The 18,570-nt window shown below is 45.4% G+C and carries 14 protein-coding genes; 8 read left to right on the plus strand and 6 right to left on the minus strand.

The window, feature by feature from the left end; genetic code table 11:
- Positions 1-68: 68 nt before the first annotated feature.
- Genes OCV52_RS23225 through OCV52_RS23245 form a run of 5 tightly spaced genes read right to left on the minus strand, consistent with a single transcriptional unit; the run spans position 69 to position 7,335 of the window.
- The gene (locus tag OCV52_RS23225; RefSeq protein ID WP_137406748.1) at positions 69-1,271 is read right to left on the minus strand and encodes a type III PLP-dependent enzyme; all 1,203 of its coding nucleotides are present in this window, start codon (positions 1,269-1,271) and stop codon (positions 69-71) included.
- Positions 1,264-3,129 carry an IucA/IucC family protein gene (locus tag OCV52_RS23230; protein ID WP_170222418.1) on the minus strand — a complete coding sequence of 622 codons (1,866 nt, stop codon included), beginning with the start codon at positions 3,127-3,129 and terminating at the stop codon, positions 1,264-1,266. Before OCV52_RS23230 ends, OCV52_RS23225 begins: the two co-directional genes overlap by 8 nt.
- Positions 3,101-4,309: an MFS transporter gene (locus tag OCV52_RS23235; RefSeq protein ID WP_137406749.1), complete on the minus strand. Its 1,209-nt coding sequence runs from the start codon at positions 4,307-4,309 to the stop codon at positions 3,101-3,103. Before OCV52_RS23235 ends, OCV52_RS23230 begins: the two co-directional genes overlap by 29 nt.
- 6 nt (positions 4,310-4,315) lie before the next feature.
- Complete coding sequence (locus OCV52_RS23240; protein ID WP_137406750.1) at positions 4,316-6,127, minus strand: IucA/IucC family protein; 1,812 nt, start codon at positions 6,125-6,127, stop codon at positions 4,316-4,318.
- Complete coding sequence (locus OCV52_RS23245; protein WP_137406751.1) at positions 6,124-7,335, minus strand: ATP-grasp domain-containing protein; 1,212 nt, start codon at positions 7,333-7,335, stop codon at positions 6,124-6,126. The genes OCV52_RS23240 and OCV52_RS23245 overlap by 4 nt, the downstream gene beginning before the upstream one ends.
- Before the next feature lie 240 nt (positions 7,336-7,575).
- Between OCV52_RS23245 and OCV52_RS23250 the strand changes: the two genes are divergently transcribed.
- From OCV52_RS23250 to OCV52_RS23280, 7 genes are all read left to right on the plus strand, one after another.
- The gene (locus OCV52_RS23250; RefSeq protein WP_137406752.1) at positions 7,576-9,624 is read left to right on the plus strand and encodes a TonB-dependent receptor; all 2,049 of its coding nucleotides are present in this window, start codon (positions 7,576-7,578) and stop codon (positions 9,622-9,624) included.
- Positions 9,625-9,774: 150 nt separating this feature from the next.
- Positions 9,775-11,907, plus strand: coding sequence for a TonB-dependent receptor family protein (locus OCV52_RS23255; RefSeq protein ID WP_137406753.1), 2,133 nt, complete (start codon positions 9,775-9,777; stop codon positions 11,905-11,907).
- 87 nt (positions 11,908-11,994) lie between these two features.
- Positions 11,995-12,936: a Fe(3+) dicitrate ABC transporter substrate-binding protein gene (locus OCV52_RS23260; RefSeq protein ID WP_137406754.1), complete on the plus strand. Its 942-nt coding sequence runs from the start codon at positions 11,995-11,997 to the stop codon at positions 12,934-12,936.
- Entirely contained in the window at positions 12,933-13,967 is a 1,035-nt protein-coding gene (locus OCV52_RS23265) for a FecCD family ABC transporter permease (protein WP_137406755.1), read from the plus strand. The genes OCV52_RS23260 and OCV52_RS23265 overlap by 4 nt, the downstream gene beginning before the upstream one ends.
- On the plus strand, positions 13,967-14,938 hold the full coding sequence (locus OCV52_RS23270) for a FecCD family ABC transporter permease (protein WP_137406756.1): 972 nt from the start codon (positions 13,967-13,969) through the stop codon (positions 14,936-14,938). Before OCV52_RS23265 ends, OCV52_RS23270 begins: the two co-directional genes overlap by 1 nt.
- A gap of 2 nt (positions 14,939-14,940) precedes the next feature.
- Positions 14,941-15,705 carry a Fe(3+) dicitrate ABC transporter ATP-binding protein FecE gene (fecE, locus tag OCV52_RS23275; protein ID WP_137406757.1) on the plus strand — a complete coding sequence of 255 codons (765 nt, stop codon included), beginning with the start codon at positions 14,941-14,943 and terminating at the stop codon, positions 15,703-15,705.
- A gap of 129 nt (positions 15,706-15,834) precedes the next feature.
- Entirely contained in the window at positions 15,835-16,215 is a 381-nt protein-coding gene (locus tag OCV52_RS23280; RefSeq protein ID WP_137406758.1) for a hypothetical protein, read from the plus strand.
- Between the two features lie 128 nt (positions 16,216-16,343).
- On the opposite strand, the gene OCV52_RS23285 is transcribed toward OCV52_RS23280, so the two are convergent.
- The gene (locus tag OCV52_RS23285; RefSeq protein ID WP_137406759.1) at positions 16,344-17,267 is read right to left on the minus strand and encodes a LysR family transcriptional regulator; all 924 of its coding nucleotides are present in this window, start codon (positions 17,265-17,267) and stop codon (positions 16,344-16,346) included.
- Between the two features lie 199 nt (positions 17,268-17,466).
- Between OCV52_RS23285 and OCV52_RS23290 the strand changes: the two genes are divergently transcribed.
- Entirely contained in the window at positions 17,467-18,492 is a 1,026-nt protein-coding gene (locus OCV52_RS23290) for a zinc-binding alcohol dehydrogenase family protein (protein WP_137406760.1), read from the plus strand.
- Positions 18,493-18,570: the final 78 nt, after the last annotated feature.

Consider the following 18,570-nt stretch of genomic DNA (forward strand, 5'->3'; position numbering starts at 1 on the left):
TTACCTAGATGACAGCTCGTTTTTGGATGAGATTAAGTTCCAAAGCTTTATCTTGGTTTCCTCGAAGCTTAAAAGTAGTGAAATATAGGTGGCTCATGCATCAAAAAGTTCTGGTGAGAAATGTTCCACGCATAAGCACCTGCCAAGGTGAAAACAAGATAATCACCGATGTCGATGTACTCAATGTTTTGGTTTCGAGCGAGTACGTCTTTTGGTGTGCATAACTGACCAACTAAATTGGCAGTAGTGTGGTGGATTGGATTCGAAATGGTCGAGTGCTGCTGATTGTGGATGACCGCAAAAGGGTGATCATGGCTTTGTGCTGCTGGTGTACGGAAATGATGCGTGCCGCCACGAGCAATAACAAAATTTTCGCCAAGATTCTGTTTGATGTCTAACACTTCCATCACATAGTAGCCGCAAGGAGCTGAGATATAGCGTCCACACTCAAAGCGCAGTTTCCAATCTTGCATATGTTCTTCAGCGATCAAGAATTCTAATTTGTGGCAAAATTCTATCCATGGGAAGTGTTGGCTAGGATCTTGGTAATTGATCCCCATACCGCCACCGAGGTTAATAATGAGTTCTTCAAGAGAGTATAGTTCTCTCCACTGTTTAACCACCTGGAAGTAACGTTGAACGAGTGCTAAGTGACGACCAACATCGAGTTGATGAGACATCAGGTGAAAGTGGAAGCCTTTCAACTCTATTAACGGGAAATCACGTAGATACATGATGGCGTTATCCAATTCAGTTTCATCGAAACCAAATGGAGTCGGTTTTCCGCCCATGGCTAGCTTGCTGAGCGTGATGTCCCCAATATCGATATTCATGCGCAGAAAGATGGAAGCAGGTCGATTCAACTTTTGTGTCAAAGCTCCGATACGCTGTAGTTCTGTAATACTTTCGACATGAATGGCATCGACATCAAGTTGTATCGCTTGTTCTAATTCGCTTGGCATCTTCCCTGGACCACCAAAGATCAGTGGTTTATTAAGCTGTTGCTGCTGAAGGTGGCTAAGTTCGCCGCCAGATGCCGCTTCAAACCCATCAACGTAAGGCGCTAAAGACCTCAAGATTGGCGCAGAAGGGTTAGCCTTTGCGGCATAAAACAGTTCCACGTTTTTGGGTAATACATGGCGCATCTGCTTGATGTGCTGTTCCAGCGCATTTAGGTCATACATGTAAGCACACAATGGCTGACTTTGCTGCTTCGCGAGCTGTTTTACTTCTTGCTCGATGTACGGGGGAAGCTGAGTTGGCTTAGTCATGACACTCTCCTGTGTTTTGAATCGCCCATGGTGTCGCGATTAGCGTGTACCCCGACTCTTTGTCGGCATTTTGCATCAAGCGAGTGGTGAAGTTGTTCTTACTTGGGAAGAAGCCGCCATCAAGTAACGCCACTAACTCTGGCTGCTTGCCATTGATTGACTGCCAACGAACGATGGCTTCTTGTAATAACTCCCACAATGTCTCTTCAAGTTTGGCGTCTCCCTCAGCAATAAAGAATACGGCTTCACTGATGTTGTTAATAAAGGTGCAGTAACCAATGCGATTCCAGCCTTGTTCTCGGCTGTAGTAAACCGATTGTTGGGCCCGCTCTGGAAGCTGTTGTAATGTCTCTGAAGGCCACAATTCAGGTAACAATTTTGTACCTTCGAGATCTCGAATCCACACGCAGCATGGCATACCTTTTTCGAAACCGATCAGCGTGTTTTGTAAATGAGGTTCAAATGCGACCCCGTGTTTGAAGTAATAGTTAAACACGCCCGGAATCAAGCAATGCAAGTAGCGCTCAAACCACAAGGTTGCGACACTCTCATACTGGCTTTGTGTCGCTTTCGCTTTTTGTTTTAGCTGGTTAGCTATACAGCTGTTTCCTTCACGATCATAAGCAAACAGCGAACCTGCCAACGTCGGTTGTAGAATGTCGGTTTCACTAAGTGAGAAGTTCTCACGATACAAAATGCCAAATGATTCACGAGCTTTTATGATGTTGTCAGGCTCTTGCTCGGCAATTGAACCTAGATTCAGTGTTGTTGCGTACGGCTCACTCATCACCTTGAATACAGGGTTACGCAGTTGTTCGCTCTCTTTTATCGGACGTAGAATTGAGGTTAACTGTACGGCACTATCGAGTTCATACCATGCGTTTTTGCGAACACAGTTGGTCAAACGTACATTGATGGAAAACTTAGCAAACCATTCCATATCTGGGTGATAAAGAGTGCGCACGGAGGAAGTGGGTAACAGTTTGCCTCCACCTAAGCCTAATGGTGTAATTTTTCCTTGTTCAATCGCGCGTTGAACTGCTGGGTTTTGTAGAAGTGTGTAGCTTTCCCATGGGTGGCATGGATAAAGTAATTTTGATTCTGAATCACTTTCTTTCGGGGCCAATTGTTCGAGCATCGTTTTTGGTGATGTGCGCGTATCTGAGTGCAATACATCCAGTAAAGCTGCTTCCACCTCAAACCAATATAGAGGCACCTTTGCGCCAACTTCCGGGGAGCAAGCCAGTAAGTCATCCATACTTACTCCAGAACGACTTTTTGGTGTTGGGTGAAAAGTGTGTCCCCAGAGCAGTGACTGTTCTGACGCGATAAAGGCATTATGCTGCTGGAGTGGGCTGTCGGTGTTTAGGAATTGCTCGGTTACCAACAAGCTGTTCTGCATTTGTTTTATCAACTCATGGTTGAACGGGATCATTAACACTTGTTTAAGGTAATTGAGTAACAGTGTTAGGGTTTGAGTTGCGTCTAATTTAGACCAGCCAGCACCAGCTGTTTTCGACCAAGGTGTAGCTGAAAGTTTTACTTTTCCTAGCTTACTGACGTATTCAACAGGCAAGACTAACAAGCCACTCTCTTGCGTCTGATTTTGCTGAGGGAGATGTATTGCCACACGTTGTTTGGCCGTAAAGTTTCTTTTTAACGTCTGCGGAAGTGATGCTGAGCTGAAGCACCAATTAACTTGCTTTTTCGGTATCGCGTATTCACGCAGGTAGCAATTCACTACGCCCATGATGGTGTTTAATTGGGCTTTTTCTTGATTGAGCCGAACCTGACTGTGATTTATTTGTGTCTTGTTTTCAGCTCGGTTCTCAGTTGGATATGAATGAGTGTTTAACATGTCGATGTCCAAATTTTGAAAGAATGATCATCGCGATAGCAGTACTAAAGCTGATCAAAGTAGAAAGTAAGAAAGGAACCTCAAGCCACCCTAAGCTTGATATAACAGACGCGCTTAACCCTGCTGCAACGCCACCCCATTTAGACATGGCATCAAAGCGTGAAAATATTTTGCCACTTTGTTGTCGGTCGATTTGGTTGGCTAAGGCTTGATGCAGCCCTTGGTAGCAACAGACCATCCCAAGTCCAAAAACAACTCGAGCGATGATCAGCGTTGTTTGATCGGGTATTAGGTGCATCGCTGTACTGACTGAGAGCAAGCCAAAACCAAGGTACAAGGTATTTTGCGGATGACGGCGGTTGAGCCTCTCTGAAAACAGATGAACTTTTCCGGCAAAGAGTAAGTAAACACCATGTGGAAGAGCGTATAAAAAGCCTATCCACGCTTGGTTTGTCACACCGTATTGCTGCACAAAAGGTGAGAAATAGGGGAAGGTGACGACCATCGAAAAAGCAAAGCAGAACTGTACACCGAACACCCAGTAGAGATGGCGCAACGGCTTGTGTGTTGCTTGTTCTCTTTGACTTGTTGCTTGGTTTTTTGCTTCTTTCTCTACATCCAATTTCTCTAAGTTATCAGCAGGGAGCGTTAGCGTGATTGCCAATGCTAACAAAGGCAAGGCAGACAACCACAGATACGCATTGAGCGGACTCGTGTCTGACAATGTCCAACCTAGGCCGATGGGAGCGACAATCAATGCCAAACGAGCAGAAAGCTGGGTCTTATTCAGTGAGGTACCGAGGGTCTTTGCGTCTTTAATTTGACTTGATAGGTAGCTATTAGAGGCAGCCATGGTGCCGCCAAAGGTTCCTTGAACAATAAGACCAAACGCAAACATCGTTAGGCTATCTGCCAAACCACACAGAGCAAACCCTGCAGCAAGCCCTAGTTGCGCTCGTAACAGAGAGCGACGTCTGCCAAATTTATCAGCAAACTGCCCCCAAAATCGTGCAGCTAACGCAGTACAAAAGGTTGGCAAAATAAATAAAATGCCTGCCCAATCTGAATCGATATATGCGCCAAGTGTCGGTAATACCATAGGTAAAAACAGAGGCATGCCTAAGGCTGCGAATGCCGCTATGAAGTGGCAGAGCAGCACACAATAAATGAGTTTGGTCATGGTGGATTAGTTCACGCTCTGTTTGATGGATTCTAAGTAAGCGTGTTGTGCTTCTTCACTGGTAAGTAGTAAGAAGTTCGGAGCCGATAACCCATAAAATTTGTTTATATCGCTAGCACCGGAGGCTTCTTTCGAGAGCAAACTGCCTGAGCTTAATAAATACTTGGCGTATAGATTCGGTGATTCAAATAGCAACTCATTGGCAAGTGAAACGTCATGACCTTGATTGCGAAGTTGCTCTAGCTTTTGTGAAAGGCTAGTTGCCACTATTTTGTAAAGGTCAGCCGATGGCGCAATAGCTTGTGCGGCCATTGCTTCAACAATCGCCGCAATATCGAGCTGTAACGTGATGGTCGTGAACATCTGACCAAGAGCCAGCTCCTCGTCTACTTTAATGCGTTGATCCAGCAATTGATTGCACTTAACCGGTGAGAGGTGTTCGAAGTTTTTAAATCGCTCAGGCCAAATCCGCGCTGCATCATTGTCCTTCATCGCTAAGGTCATTTTTCCCTGAGCACCGAACGCTATAATGGCGTTCTGTTGGTTGGACTCCAATGCAATGCCGTAGCGAAGCCACAATCTCAGATGCACTTTTGAAAGCAGATCAACGTAATCCTTAAACCAAGCTAACGTGTCATTGTGATAATACTGTTCGGCGAGGTGCTCTAAGAACAAGCGGCCATCGGGCATTGGGCTAGCCAACGCGGCAACGGGAACGAGTGCTTTATCTTGCGAATGGTTCAATGGATATTCACGTACGATGTAAGCGAAGCTCTTGTCATCTCCTACGTGTCCACCGTGTTTCTCATTACAATGAAATAGTGTGCCTTGTAAGTCGCTATCATTTTGTTCCAAGTGCGTTAATAGGCGCTCGAACCAGTGTCCATCATAAAGAGTCGAAGGCTTGATTAAGCGAATGTTTTTGGTACCTAGAGAACGCATGATAAGAGGTACTTTGATGTGAATATTTGGTGCAGAATTCACAACAACGGTACGCACCGATAGTGTAGGCGTAACCTCAAGGTATGGAGTAGGGGCTTCAATAATGCCTTCTGGAAGAGACTCAAGGCCTTGTAGTGTTAAAGGGTGTGCTGGGAATAAATGATGACTCACAGCAAAGTCGCCCGGTAGACCTACTTGCTCCATGGTTGGCCAGCATTGTGGCTGTGAACTTGTCAAAGTGATGAGTGACTTATCAATCGCTAGCCAACGCAGAGTAAAGCTTTGTGCAAACTCTGGTGCATATTGCTTGAGGTCTGTATCACTTAACCCAAATTTTGCGCGAGCGGTTGGATAATAAGGGTGATCAAGGTACGACGCGATTTGATCAGCACGCAGTAATTTTTGGTTCCAATGCGTCAGCTTAGAAATCGGCTGCATTAATGACTTAGAATGTTGCTGGAAAGCGTTATCACATAGTGCTTTGTGTTCCTCTGCACATTCCAGTTCTTGTAAGTAACCATCTAGCAATGGGTGGGAGCTTTCATGTGCACACGCTTTTAGCAATTGTATCCAATTATGATAGTCATGCTGAAGTTCAAACTGGCCCTTTTTCTCGATTAACCAGCCACTACCATCCACCCCATTGGGAGAACCGTAAATCCAGCGCTGCATGTAGTAACTTGGCGTGACGGGTAGGTAAAGCGTGAAATCAGAATGGGAAAAGATAGCCCATGCTTGCTCATCCGGGTAATTAGAACTAGTAAGGGTAGCAGGCGTTCTGGCTGTGAACTGACTTTTAGACACTAAGCCGAATAGGTCTTCACGAAGGCAAGTGTCCACTAGTCGCTGAGTTAGGTATGAAGCGTTGCTGTTCATGCGTTCACCTCACTGTTTGACGTTAGATTGAATCGAGAAATAGTGCGTTGAAGAGCAGCATCTAAACTTTGTCCTGAGGGTGATGCTATAGAAATTCGCGCTAAGTAATCTTTGTTGGAAAAGCTTTGTAGGAAGGTATCACCCGGGTTTTTGAGTACCTGCTGCTGCGTGACAATATCGCCATCTTGATGAATGAAAGACGTTGATGTCCCCTCGATGATGCCACTTTGATTTGCCACAACATAGTGGACATTTGCACTGCCACTTATTTGGAATGAAGGGTCTAGCTTGCTGCCGAGGTGTAGGCTTAAGATGGTGCTGAACCACTTTCCTCCACTTAGATTGTCGAGTAGGAACTCACGACCATCTCCAATACTACGATAGTTGATTTCAACTAATACTGGGCCTGACTTTGTGATAATAAATTCACTGTGACAAACACCAAAGCCTACGCCAAATGCCTGCAACTGTCTGACACATTCATCTTTGAATTGAGTGCTGTTGTCGCCATTCCAAGTCGCAGCAGTTTCAATAAAGAATGGAGGCTCAGAGAGCTCTACATCAAACCCACCAAGTGCAGCTAAGTTTTCTCCGTCTCCCAAGGTTTCTACGGTGACCAGTGGGCCTTGTAAAAAATCTTCAACCAAGATTGGGTTCGTCGGGTGTTTCTGCCAAAAGCGTTCGCAATAATTCTCCAGTTCAGTTTTAGAGTTACAACGCTGGACGTCTATGCTTGCCACGCCCTCTTTGGGTTTAGCGACGACAGGAAACGTAAAGTTCAACGTAGAGTCTATGTCTTGGTAGAGCAATTCACTTTGCACATTGGGTAAATATTTATCGCTCAGAACTTGGCGAGTGAGGTGCTTGTTCTTTGCTTGCAACGTTACCGTCCAATCTTTTGCTGGTAAGCCGAAGAATTGCGCACAGATAGCGGTAGAGGTTTGCAAGTGATCACTGTTACTAAAAATAGCGCTAGGTTTCAGGTTTTGTTCAGTGATGGTTTCGATAAGTTCAAGTGGATTAAACACATCACATTCAAGAATTGCGTCTGGGCTAAAACGCTCGTCATCGTTACTCAATTTTAGGTGGCTGAGCTTGTGATCTGTGATCAGTATGACGTTAAGCCCCATCGCTTTTGCTGTCGGTACGAAGCCGTGAGTGACTGCGTCATTGACGACGTGACTCACAATAATAATCGTAGATTTCATTGGGCTTTCCTAATTTATAAAACGTTGTTGTTACCTGCTCACAACTTGCATTCAAGTGGCCTTTTTCTTGTTTTTAGGGAAGGCTTATTTCTATGTCATTGTTTTTATTGATAATGGTATTAATAGTGCAGTTGCATATTGCCGGGCAAATATAGATCAAAAAATATATATTGCAAACATAAATGATATTTGTTTTCATTCGCGCTGTTGAGAATTTATAAATTAAAACGGAATTAGAAAATGGATATCAGATTGAACTTGTCTCCTCTTGCTCTCGCGATTGGAGGGGCATTGACGGTGGTCGTCGGCGTACCAAATGCAGTGGCTGAAGAACAAGCCAAAGTGGATGAAACATTGCAAATTATTGGTCACCAATACGAAGGATATGCAGAACATATGCCTCAGTCAGGAACCAAGACAGATGTTGAGTGGTTGGACGTACCACAAGCAGTATCTGTGGTCACGAAGACAGAAATGGAAGACCGAGGCGCGGTACGTTTAGTGGATGCACTCGATGGTGTAGCTGGCGTCAATAATACCCTAGGCGAAGGTAGCCGAGACCAGTTCGTTATCCGTGGTTTTGACTCACTCAATGACATGTATCGTGATGGTATGCGTGATGATGGGACCTTACAGTCATACCGAAGCCTCGCAAACATTGAGCGTGTTGAAATTGTCAAAGGCCCGGCCGGTGCGCTTTATGGTCGGGGCTCTGCTGGCGGTATCATTAATCTAGTCACTAAGCGTGCAGAGGGTGAAAACTTCACCAATGTAAATGGTAGTGTGGGCAGCAACAGCCAGTTTGTTGGACAAGTTGATAGCTCTATGGCTTTTTCGGACAAGGTTAATGGCCGTATCAATGTGGAGCATCGCCAAGCCGATTCTTACGTCGAACATGTGGATTCTAACGATTTCTTTATTGCCCCAACGATTCGAGTGATGCCTTCTGATTGGCACACTATTGATCTCGATGTTGAATATGCCCACCAAGAATTAGTACCTTATCGTGGTGTTCCATCCAAAAATGGTAAACCAGTCGATGTTTCCGAAAGTACTTTTTACGGCGGTACCAACGATTACCAAGAGTCGGACAGCATTCGTGTTGGCGTTAATTACGAATGGCTTTTGAACAGTGAGTGGTCATGGACCAACCGCGCAGCCTACAACCATATCGAGTTAGAACAAAAAGGCACACGCCAAGACAAAGAACCAGTTACAGGAAATGAGGTTAAACAAACTGTCAACAACTTCGGTTACGATCCGCGTACCACCACGACCTTGCAATCGGAACTCGTTTGGGAAACCGATTCTAATCAAATGATGATTGGTGCTGACTACAATCAGATAAATATCGCTCTCACTTCTGCTTTAGTTAGCGACGAAGAGTTACCTCAAAAAGATATCTATGACCCCGTCACTGGTCCTACGCCTGATCCGGGTTTTAAACCTTCCCGTGACAACACCACAACGACCGCTGGCGTGTACATTCAAGATGTTTATACCTTTGGCGATCTATCGGTAATAGGTAACGTCCGTTATGACTCTATGGAACTGGAACAACAAAAGGCAGGATCTGCCAAAGAGCATTTAGATGATAACAAGGTGAGCTACCGTGGTGGTGTTGTCTATCGTCTCAACAGTGATATGTCGGTGTATGCAAGTTTAGCTCGTTCGTGGCAACTGCCTTATGCTGGCATCTACATCAAACCTGAATTAGCTGAATTCTTCCATACCGATCTAAAGGAAGTCGGTGCAAAAGCCTACCTATTGGATAACGCCTTGATGCTCAATGCAGCGCTTTTCCAAATTGATCAAGAACAGCCTGAAACCAACACTAACGGGGATGTCGTCAACAAGATTGAAGCGCGTCACCAAGGCATTGAATTGGAAGCTCGCGGCCAGATTTCTGAGCAATGGGATATTTCGATTGGCTATAGCTTCCTCGATGCTGAAGACAAAGAGACAGGCAAGAAGCCGAACGACGTCTCTGATCACTTGTTCTCACTGTGGAGTACCTACCAGCTAGACGACAACTGGCGTTTAGGTGGCGGTGTGAAATATGTCGGCGACCGCTATGCGGGTAATGACGAAGCCGTCGCATTGGGGGATTACACCACGGTTGATTTGATGGCGGCGTACACCACCGGTCGTCACAAAGTCCAAGCGAATGCTTATAACGTGCTGAACGAGAAATACATTCTCGGAACAACCAATGGTAAGTCTGGCACCAACCAGGTTGGTTACGGTGCACCAGCTGAATTCATGCTCAGCTATGGCTATCAGTTCTAACTATAAGATCTTTTATAAATACTTTTGTTTGCTAGCAAATAGCGATCACTTTTGGCCTTATTTCGAGGCCGTTTAGCCCAAAAGGTCAAAAGGACATATCGAATCGATGGTAGCGCCTTTGACCTTAACCTGCCTTTTTAGGAGATTTTCATGCCTTACCAGAATTTGGATGGTAACCCCTGTACTCAATCGCACAAAAAGTTGCGTCTCAGTGCTCTATCAATGGCCATCGCTTCCGTGACGTCCATGGGCGTACTTGCAGCGTCTGAACCTCAAACGACAACCATGGAAACAGTCATCGTTACCGGTAGTTTGATAGGTAACTCAGAGCTCGAGGACGTAAAAGAGTACCCTGGATCTCGTACCGTTTTGACCAATGAACAGATTAAAAAAACGGGTACGCTTTCGGTTGATTCTGCTCTTCAAAGTGTTCCTGGTATTAAGGTTCAAGATGAAACGGGCACAGGTGTTCTGCCTAACGTCTCAGTTCGCGGTTTGAAGGAAAGTCGAAGTGGTCAGGCTCAGTTTCTAATGGATGGCGTGCCGCTTACTCTAGCGCCTTATGGTCATACTGGACAATCCATCTTCCCAGCGACGCTTTCGATGCTTGATCGTATTGATATTGTGCGTGGCGGTGCGGCGGTACAGTACGGGCCAAACAACGTGGGGGGGGTGATCAACCTGGTGACCAAGCCTATTCCTCACCAATGGCAAACGGAAATCAGTAACCGCTTTACCGTTTTTGAAGATGGCGATATCCCGCTGAACGATATTTATCTGCGTACTGGTGGTTGGCTGAATGATAAACTGGCACTCCAAGTAGAAGGTAATTTCTTAAAAGGAGAAAGCTTCCGCGAACACTCTGACACCGATGTTAAAAACTTCCAGGCTAAGTTGCAGTGGTTACTGAATGATACTCAAGAACTACAAGCTTTCGTCCAGCGTTATGATGCTGACACGCAAATGCCGGGTGCTTTATCGCCAGAAGATTACGAGAAAGACCGTACACAATCCAAGCGCCCTTATGATGAGTACCAAGGTAAGTCGACGCGTTGGAGCTTAAAGTATTTACATGATTTGAATATTGCTGATAGTGCCGAGCTAGAAGTACTGACTTTTGGCCATCGTTCTGAGCGTTTCTTCCAGTGGGGTTACAACAGTACTAAAGGTGTGGAGTGGTCTGATCCATCACTTCCGTCGACTGATATTCGCACGTCACCACGTGAATTTAAGGTATATGGGGTAGAACCGAAACTCGCGATCTATTTTGACGGCAATACAGTGACCCAAAACGTAATTGTTGGGGCTCGCTACGTCAACGAAGATATCGATTACAAGCTTACTCAAACGCCGATTGCTGGTGGCTTGACAACGACTCCACGTGACTGGCACTTAGACACCGACGCTTATGCTGGCTATATCAGTAACGAAATTGGTTTGTTTAATGATGTATTAAAGGTAACACCAGGTGTTCGTTATGAATCAATTGATATGGCATATAGTGATTTAGGTGAAGGAAAGAAAAAAAATAATAGGGTGACTGAGTGGTTGCCTGGCTTAACGGTGGCATACCATCTAACTGAGCAATGGGTTGGTTATACCAATGCACAGAAATCCTTGCGTGCACCTCAAATATCTAACATTAAACTTCATGGTGAGGAGGGCAGTGAGCTCGCATGGAACTATGAGGTGGGTGCTCGCTACAATCAAGATTCAACCAGTTTCAACGTAGCGCTTTACCGAATCGATTTTGAAGATCAGCTTCAATGGCAAAAAGCGACTGAAACTTTCGACAATATTGGAAAAACACTTCACCAAGGTGTTGAGCTTTCCGGCCGTTACACGCTGGAATCTCTTCAGGCTCTGAGCTTAGGAGCGGGTTATAATTACCTAGACGCAACGATTGAAGAAGACGGTGCAAATAAGGGTAATCAACTGCCTTACACCTCTAAACATCAATTTAGCTGGGATGCGACTTACGCATTTAGCAAGCTAGACACGACCTTGTCTGGTTATTACTTCAGCGAGTCATACTCTGACAATGCCAACACGAGTGACGAGGATGCTATCGGGGCGACGGGCAAAGTCCCAGCCTATATGGTATGGAACTTCAATTTGGGCTCCGATCTATACAAGGATGAGAGTAGCAAACTGCGCATGAACTTTGCTGTCAACAACTTGTTTGATGAGGACTATTACTTCCGAGGCATTGATACCAGCCCAGTTGGTCGCTATCCGGCGCCAGGGCGATCTTATACCTTGGATCTGAATTACCAGTTCTAATCAGTAATTTATTGAAAATCATAACGAATAAAAGTCGCCAATACCCTTGGCGACTTTCACGGTTCTAGCGTTAGAGGATAATTTAATATGGGAAACGACTCTCAACCAGTTTCAACGAATACATTACGCCCAATGAATAGATTATGGTTAAGTCTTGCTGCATTGGTGATGTGTTTAATTTCATTTTCGAGTTTGGCCAAAACAAGAGTCATCCAAGATGAGCAAGGTCAGTTTGAGATTAACACCACGCCACAGCGTATTGTTGTGCTGGAATTCTCATTTGTTGATGCATTAGCCGCGGTAGGCGTTTCTCCCGTTGGTGTAGCCGACGATAATGATGCGACACGAGTGATTCCAGCAGTACGAGACTTGGTTGATCCTTGGCAGTCTGTTGGCATGCGATCTCAACCTAGTCTAGAGGCTATTGCTGTGCTCAAGCCTGATTTGATTATCGCAGATGCGGAACGTCATCGAGCTGTGTATCAAGATCTACAGCGAATTGCACCGACTTTGCTATTAAAAAGCCGAGGAGAAACTTATCAAGAAAATTTGGAATCAGCGCTCAAAATTGGTGTTTCTCTTGATAAGCAATCAGATATGGAGCAACGAATTCAACAGCATCATCAAGCTATGCTCGGCTTCAAGAGCCACTTCTCTCTGAAGCAAACCGTCCAGTTTGCTGTCGTATCGGATAAAGGAATGTGGCTTCATGGCCCAGCATCCTATGCAGGAGGAGTACTGACAACATTGGGAATTGAGAGCCCGATTAAAGAACTTACTGAAAAAGCGTATTTGCCAACAAGCTTTGAGTTGCTGCTAAAAACCAATCCGGACTGGCTGTTATTAGGTGCTTACTCGCATCCTAATGTGGTCAACGATTGGGAGAAAAACCCGTTATTCAACCTAATGACTTCAGCAAAAAATAGTCAAGTTGTTGAGGTGTCGCCAGCACTTTGGTCATTAAATCGAGGCATGCTAGCAGCTGAACAGATGGCGAAAAATCTAGAGCAGATCTTGGAACGATCATGAGAACGATATTGACCTCTAGCGGAAAGCGAAACCTAACAATATTACCGTGGCGAGCCACTGTATTTACGCTATCAGTGTTGTGTTTGATGCTATCTGGCTATGCGGCTTCGATGCTGGGATGGTCCAACTTTTCTCTGTCTCTTAATGACTTAGTTGGCTATTGGTTTGCGTTTGATACGAGCAATATGACTCATCAAATTTTGGCGACTCTGAGAGCGCCAAGAGCCTATGCTGGGTTATTGATTGGAGCGAGTTTAGCGGTTGCGGGCTTGTTGATGCAGGGCTTAACAAGAAACCCACTCGCATCTCCTTCTATTCTTGGTATTAATTCTGGTGCAGCCTGTTTTATGGCTTTAGCTGCCATAGGCGTGCCTATTGTCAGTGAACTCAATCCCATTCTTAATGCTGTTATCGGTGCTTTGTTAAGTGGCGGTGCTGTGATGATCCTCGGTGGTTTTTTTTCTGCACGATCTCACCCATTGCGCTTGGTTTTAGCGGGCATCGCCATTACGGCACTACTGATTGGTTTGACTCGAGCAGCATTGATTCTTGCCGACGATATGGCTTATAGCGTGCTGCATTGGCTTACAGGCTCATTATCTAACGTGGATGATGAACAATGGCGAATGTTGTGGCCGCCCATAATGGTTGGGTTAGGGTTAGCTATTAGCTTGGCGCGCAACCTTAATTTACTGGCGCTGGGTGAGGAGGTTGCGGTTGGGCTAGGCAGCAACATCCGCCTTACGCGATTCATTTGTAGTGTGACCATTGTTTTGCTGGCGGGCGCGAGTGTCGCTATTGCCGGGCCTATTGGCTTTGTCGGATTGCTAATTCCCCACTTAGTTCGTCCTATGGTTGGGCATAATTACCATGTTTTAATTCCCGTTTCCGCTCTGGCTGGTGCTGCATTGGTATCTTGGTCAGACGCGTTGTCGCGAGCTATTGCTTTCCCGACAGAAACGCCAGTGGGTGTCATTACCGCTTTATTAGGGACACCTTGTTTTGTTCTCATAGCTACGAGGAGGTCTTAATGCATCATAATGCGAAGCTATTGTTATTGCTTGGGCTGCTTATGCTGATGGCCTTTTCTAGCTTGTTTGTTGGGGCTGCATCACTTTCTATTTCTCAAGTGATGGAACATCTGATTGCTTTCTCTAGTGACGATTTTGTTATCCAACAGTATCGGTTGCCACGTATGTTACTCGCAATCAGTGTCGGTGCAGGGTTAGGGCTTTCAGGCGTGTTAGTACAAGGTGTAATACGTAACCCTCTGGCGTCTCCTGACTTGATGGGAATTAGCGCCGGAGCAGGCCTTGCTGCAACAGCGAGTTTGGTTTGGTTTCCTAATGCGCCGGTGAGTTTGCTTCCTATATTTGCGATGTTTGGTGGTGTTTTTGCAGCTGGATTGATTGCCTTATTGGCATGGTGGTCTAAGCCAACACCAGCCAAACTGGCATTAATTGGTATTGCAGTAAGTGCGTTTCTGGCCAGTTGTATTGATTTCTTACTCGTCACTAACCCTATCGAGATCAATACAGCCATGGTATGGCTCACAGGTAGCCTTTGGGGTAGGAACTGGCAGCAAGTCCCATTTATCTGGGGGGCGTTGGTTTTACTATTACCAATGGCATTATGGCTCGCTTGGCGATTAGACGTGTTGGGACTGGGTCAGGAAAGTGCGACTACCTTGGGTATTAAGCCCAAACAGATTCAGGTTCTCGCATTGTTGGCAGCAGTGTTACTCGCAAGTGTCAGCGTGTCAGTAGCCGGGACAATCAGTTTCGTTGGGCTATTGGCGCCTCACCTAGCGCGCTTATTGTTTGGGCATAATCACAAGTTGCTAATCCCCGCGTCTGCTTTATTAGGGGCCATTTTAGTCACCTGCGCAGATGCACTCGCACGAGGTTTGAACCCTCCAATCGAATTGCCTGCCGGCGTACTGACGTCAGTGATTGGCGCACCTTATTTCATTTTTCTTCTTTATCGTTATCGAGGTTGGTAACCATGCTAAAAACGCAGAATCTTTCCGTCGCGTACGGCAAACAAACGATCATCCCAAACCTCACGGTTTCAATCCCTAAAGGGAAAATTACCGCATTAATTGGCCCCAATGGATGTGGTAAATCCACTTTGTTAAAAACCTTGGTAAGAATTAATAAACCGATGTCGGGAGAGGTGTCGTTTGAAGGTAAACCATTATCAAGTTATGGCGATAAAGCGCTTGCACGTTCTTTATCGCTTCTGCCACAAATCCTAGTTAGCCCGGAAGGTATTACCGTTAGAAAATTGGTCGAATATGGACGTTCTCCTTATGTATCTCACTGGGGAAAGTTAGGAAAAGACGATCAAACCATTGTTGAGCAAGCGATGCGTGATACAGGCGTACTTGAATATGCTGATAAGCCAGTAGAATCATTATCAGGGGGACAAAGGCAAAGAGCGTGGATCGGAATGGTGATAGCACAAGATACGGACATCGTTATGCTTGATGAGCCAACCACGTATTTAGATATGTCGCATCAGGTGGAGCTAATGAATTTGATGCAACAGATGAACGCCAAAGGCAAAACGGTGGTAGTGGTACTACACGATCTAAATCAAGCGTGTCGTTACTGCGATCATTTGGTGGTGTTAGAGCAGGGTAGTGTTGTGGCAGAAGGCTCGCCCGACGAGGTGATGACAGAGGCGTTACTTGATGATGTGTTTGACCTAAATGCGAAAGTATTCCGCGATCCGATTTCGAATACGCCGATGTGTGTAGCGATTTAGGTAGTGATTGTTTGAAGCAATTATTGACCGACAGCTAGCTATTCAGTCATTCGGAGTTGTGATTGAGATAGTATTTTGCTAAAAAACGCGCATAATCTCGCTATACCACATTTAAAGAAGATATTACTTATGACTACGTTTCAATACTACTTTCACCAACTGCCTTGTTTTGACTGCAAAAAAACGACAGTAAGCACAGATCTTGGTTGGTTAACGCCAGCGATGAAAGAGGTGGTTTTAGCGCAACTGACTGAAACACTAGCACAAGGTGAGATTACCCCTGACCTTACTGCGAACGTTGTGTGCACTAAAGCAGAAGCTCGCGAGTACCTGCTGTTTAACTTCTTTGGTTATTCAGAAGAAGAGCTTGAAGGTGAAATCGAGGCGGATGATGAGCAAGAAGTCGCTGACGAGATCGCAGAGCTGCTTGAAGACGGCAAAGACACGATTGAGTTCGAACATGAAGTAGCGCTTCAGTGTTGTGCTGACTGCGACATCATCGAAGAATAACTAAATATCTTCTAAAGTAAGCGAATCAGTTTGCCACATCTGGTGATAGGTCATTCGCAAAGGCGCTCGTGAACAATTGTTCGCTAGCGCCTTTTTTGTATCCAGTTTGAAATTCAGCATTAAGATGCTTAGCTGTTGATGACACCTTGCTTATTGAGCTGGGAAAGGATCTCCGCCGTTTTCTCACGGAATAAATCTCTCAGTAAACGAACGGTTGGCGTGATGGATTGACGGCTTGGGCACACCAACCACAACTCTGTTGGTGTCGGCTCATAGTTAGGCATGATTTTGACCACATCGCCAGACAGCAAATGACTCGACATATCCAAACAAGACTTTATAGCGATGCCTTTTCCTGCAACACACCATCGTCTAACTAGGTCAGCGTCATTGGATGCGCGATTCCCTTTGAGCTTTACTTTGTGGTCTTGGGTGCCGTCGTTAAATACCCACTCGTCTTGCAACATGTCATGGAGTTGATACAGCAGTCCGTTGTGCTCAGCCAAATCACTTGGATGGTCTGGGCTGCCTTTTTCTGCGAGATACTCAGGCGAAGCACATAATATTCTTGGCACATCACAAATTTTGAAGCCATACATGTTGGCATCAGTTGGCGAACCATAACGCAGCGCCATATCCACGGAATCACGATAAAAGTCGATGTTACTGTCGCTGATGCTCGTTCGAAGTGTCGCTTGAGGGTAATCAAATAGAAACTCATCTAGCCAAGGTATGACGAGGTTTCGCCCTAAATCTGATGAAAGCGCGATTCGAATTTCGCCATCAATGACACCAAGCTCCTCACGTATATTAAGTTTCGCTTGGTCCAGCATTTTTAACGCTTGTTCGCACTCTGGTAAATATCGTTCTCCAGCGGGAGAGAGGCGAAGATGTCGAGTGGTTCTTACGAAAAGCTCCGCACCGAGTGCCGCTTCAACGCGTTTCACCGCCGCACTTGCCGTTGCTGTGCGCATGTCTAGGTTAGTGGCGGCTGCTGTGATACTACGAAACTCCGCTACCTTTAAAATTACTTGTAAGTCTTCAAGAAGCATTTCATTTCCCTGCTCTGAGCCGTGAATCGGTTGCTCTGTTCGCCATAAGTTTGGCTTTTTCTTCTGACTAATCTTAGTGTTTTTTTTGCGTACACACACCTTATTATCAAAAATAATTTGATAATAATTCAAATATTAGGCTGTTTATCTAAAGTGATAAATCTCTAAGATTCAATTATCGAATGTAAGGAGAAGCATCATGTCACTACCATCTACAATGAAAGCCATCGGATTTACTCAATCACTAGCGATTACAGAACCAGAAAGCCTGTTTGAATTTGAAACGAGCCTACCGGAGTTAAAAGAGAATGACTTACTGGTAAAAGTGAGTGCGACTTCTATCAACCCTGCAGACGCAAAAATCCGAATTCGCAACGCAAAAGATAAAACACTTGAGCAACCAAAAGTGTTGGGCTACGACGCTGTTGGTGAAGTGGTAGGTAAAGGCAAAAACGTCGAAGGTTTTGAGTTGGGCGATCGTGTGTACTATGCGGGTGATGTAACACGCATGGGCGCTAACGCAGAATACCAAGCCGTTGACTACCGCATCACAGCTAAAGCGCCACAAAGCTTAACGGATGAAGCTGCGGTTGTTATGCCGCTTGCAACGCTCACTGCGTGGGAAGCGTTATTTGATCGCCTGCGTGTTCGCCCTGAAGAGAAAAAGTCTATCCTGATCATTGGCGGCGCTGGTGGTGTTGGCTCTATTACTATTCAGCTAGCGAAGCAATTAACCAACCTTAATGTTATTGCGACAGCGTCAAGACCTGAAACGGAGCAGTGGGTAAGAGATATGGGGGCTGACCACGTAGTGAACCATCGAAACTTAGTTGAATCAGTGCGTGAACAAGGCATCCAGTATGTGGATTACATCTTTAATGTTGCAGACACAAAAGGCCACTGGGACGCGATGGTAGAGTTGATTGCGCCGCAAGGCATGATCAGTTCGATTGTTGAGTTTGATAGTGAGATTGACCTGTCGGCACTACAAGGTAAGTCAGTAGGCTTCATTTGGGAGTTGATGTTTACTCGTTCGCTGTTCAACACCGACGATATTCAGAAGCAGCAAGATATCTTGTTCCAAACGGCGAACTTGATTGATGCGGGGCGTATCAAACCTACGCTAACCACAACACTGAATGGTTTGAGTTCTGGTACGCTGAAAGAGGCACACCGACGTATTGAAAGCAGCGCATCGATTGGTAAAACTGCCATCAAATACTAAGTGCTGAAGATATAGAAAATATAGGCGTTTTGACACTTGAATAGAAGAGCCCCAGACATTTTTCGTATTGCGAGCTGT

It is taken from the genome of Vibrio chagasii (assembly GCF_024347355.1).
GTDB classification, from domain to species: domain Bacteria; phylum Pseudomonadota; class Gammaproteobacteria; order Enterobacterales; family Vibrionaceae; genus Vibrio; species Vibrio chagasii.